Genomic DNA, 2950 nt, shown 5'->3' on the forward strand with positions numbered 1-2950 from the left:
ACCTGGCCGCTGTGGAGTCTGGATCAGGACATTCTGCCGCCGCTGATGCTGGGCCAGTACAAGCTCTATCTGGATGAGCAGCAGAACCCGGTCGGCTTTGTCACCTGGGCCTGGCTGGATGAACAAGGCAAGCAAAAGATGCTGGATGACGAAGGCCCGCTGAAAAACGAAGAATGGGATGCCGGAACCAATGCCATGGTGAATGACTTCGTAGCGCCCTGGGGACATGCGAAACAGATAGTAGGTGATCTGAAACGAAATGTATTCCGTGACCGGAAGGTGTTCAGTATCGGCAGGGCCAGCGACGGGCGGATTCGCAAGATCTACCACTGGCGCGGAGTGGAATACAAGGATCCGGTTTATCGGACTCAACAGGCAGATTCAGCAACAAGCTGGAGTCGAGTCCAAAGAATTCGGTGGGTGCGGACACACCCGCCGAATAACCAGACCTGATTGGCAGGGCTGGTTTCCTTCAACGATGCAATCAAAGGAGCGATGATTATGTCCAAATTGTATACACAAGACAAATTGATGACCGCGAATATGGACATAGCCTATGGAGGAGGAGGAGGTAGCAGACGAAGTCGTAAGAGCCGGTCCGGTCGAAATCTATTCAGACGGTCCAGTAGCAGCAACTCCGCTAGTGTGAAGTCAGCAAGTAAAACCCAGCAGTCCGTACAGGCAGAGGATAGTTTTAGAGCAGCCACTAGTTTCAGTGGACCAGCCCTAGAGCAAGAGCGCAGAAATACTGGAAACAGTAATGGGCCGATGAACGCGCAGGCTCAGCTTGAAAATCCAAAAAAACCTGCAGGAAAGCGGTTGTTCTCACAGTTCAACACCGACCTGAACGGCGGCCATGCTGACAGAAACAGAGGGGCGGTGCAGGCTGAGCTACTCAGAGAAGGTTTGAGCAACTCTTCATCGGGTGACAAAATTAAGCTTGGAGTTTATTCGGTTTCAAATCTACATCCAGCCGGTATATTAGCTAATGTGGCTAATATACAAGCTGACATTATGAATTCAGAGTAGAAGAAAGCAGCTCCTCTGCATAGCGGAGGAGCTGTTTTTGAGGCTATAAATGTACTATGCACTTGCTACATTGACACTATTATATATAGTTACCAGAAAATACTGGGCATCTATAATATATCGCCATATTGCTAGAGTAAAGCCAGGCAAGTCGTGCTGTGACGGATACTTGCAGATGAAAGATATTAGATGTCGGGTGTTAGTATTACTGCATAAATTCTTTACATCTAGGCTGGCGTTAGCATCTAGTTACCCTATTCTAGCAGCTTTTATATTCAGGATATTGTAGCTATCATGGTAATGCATGGGTTCAGCGATATTGTTCACTGACATGGCTGGTCACTTGGCTGTCCTGTCGTCGCCCTCGTATTGGTCGAAGGCCATCAAGGGGCGCCTGAAGGCGTTTATACACAACCTGACGTTCAAGTCCCTGGTTTTCGTCAGGTTGTGCCCTAAACAATCGAGCCTGATCTCGCTAGTGTGAAGGCAGTTCCCCCGAGGTAAGCCAATGATGTGGATTCAGTTTCAAAAATGAAGGAAATTTATCAAGAAACGTTTAGCACTTTCGGTGTTTCAGTTTTTGCTATAGTGATCGGCAGATTCGCCTTTGGCCAATCCGAGATTTCTGACCTCTAACTGGTACTTGGTCGTATTTTCCATGTCCTTTATGTTTGCAGTTCTTCCGGTGCTGTTAAAGCAACTAATAAAAATTTCAAAAGGGAGATAGGCATTGTATCAGGAAGGTGAGCATGCGTTTAACATTGTATCTGGCATTGGCCGCAGTGCTGGCCATTGCTTCAATTGTCATGTTCTCCGATACCACCAGAATGGAGGATCTGAGAACTCCCGATCTGGCTTTCGTTATTGAGCTCAATCCGGACCGTGCGCCCAATTCCTATTTACTGCCTGGCGAGTGGTTTACGCCAAGCCGAGTCCTTGGACTTGTCGGCACGCCTGTTTATGTTGATATACTGACCAAATACGATTTCCATGAACCAGAGCTTGACTTTGCCCTTTCATCACTTGATCTGTCAGGGCATGATTCTCTGTTCATTATCTGCCTGCCGGAAGGTTTTTATGCTATCTCTGACAGCGGGTTTGAGGATTGTCAGCCCTATTCTCCGGAAAAGTCAGAACTCATAATCACTGACGGAAACTTCAGTTTCGAACTCCACGCACAACAGATCTGGGGTGACTGGGAACACCACATATACAATTCCACTGACAATGTTCGGCATGTCGTGGAAGAGATAGAAAAAGAGGCTGCAGGAGACGATGCTCATTATATCCGGGCTGCGTACGAATGGGTTCAGGGTAATTTGAACTATACCAACGAAATAGACTACCAGACACCAGTGCCAGCCATAGCGGAAATACTTGACCATAGAACCACGGACTGCAAGGGATATTCAGCACTTCTGGCGACCCTATTGAAGGCTCGCCGTATAGAGTCACAACTGGTTCTGGTCAGGACTCAGGAAGAAAGCACTGTGACCAGCGACTACTTGCTGGACGGATATGATCATACTGTTCTCTATCTGCCTGACTACGATGCCTATCTTGATCCGACCGTACCAAGTTCTCGCCCAGAAGAGTTGTATGTGAGTCGACACCGGACTACCGGCTTTAATCTGACACTGGGAGTCACTGTTGATCTGCCGGAGCAAAGGTAGCGGATTGTTGGAAATCCTGCGTGGCCGCACTGCGTTCGAGGCAATTACAAGGACATGACGCTTTACGTGGCGAACCCCGCATAAGGTGACACTTTTGGGGCTCAATAGAGTCAGGTTATGCCATAAACATTCGGTCGACTTCCCGATAGCATCAGGAAATCATCTCTACAAAGGTAGAGCCATCGTCAGGGAGGGAGGTTCATGCAGAGCAGCATTCAGACACCGTTACCGCCCATTCAACACAAGCA

General features: G+C 48.3%; 3 protein-coding genes. All 3 read left to right on the top strand.

What is annotated here, in order from left to right; genetic code table 11:
• Positions 1-453 (top strand): toxin-activating lysine-acyltransferase (locus tag E4656_RS20090; protein ID WP_135485112.1); only part of this gene is annotated, 453 nt, incomplete at its 5' end.
• Positions 454-645: 192 nt separating this feature from the next.
• Positions 646-1029, top strand: a complete 384-nt coding sequence (locus E4656_RS20095; RefSeq protein WP_135485113.1) for a hypothetical protein — start codon at positions 646-648, stop codon at positions 1027-1029.
• Positions 1030-1778: 749 nt separating this feature from the next.
• Complete coding sequence (locus tag E4656_RS20100) at positions 1779-2702, top strand: transglutaminase domain-containing protein (RefSeq protein ID WP_135485114.1); 924 nt, start codon at positions 1779-1781, stop codon at positions 2700-2702.
• The last annotated feature ends 248 nt before the right edge of the window (positions 2703-2950 follow it).

The sequence above is a fragment of the Natronospirillum operosum genome (genome assembly GCF_004768465.1).
GTDB lineage: Bacteria > Pseudomonadota > Gammaproteobacteria > Pseudomonadales > Natronospirillaceae > Natronospirillum > Natronospirillum operosum.

Coding starts and splice junctions, on each gene's coding strand:
- E4656_RS20100 (WP_135485114.1), top strand. CDS start 1,779: ATGCGTTTAACATTGTATCTGGCATTGGCCGCAGTGCTGGCCATTGCT.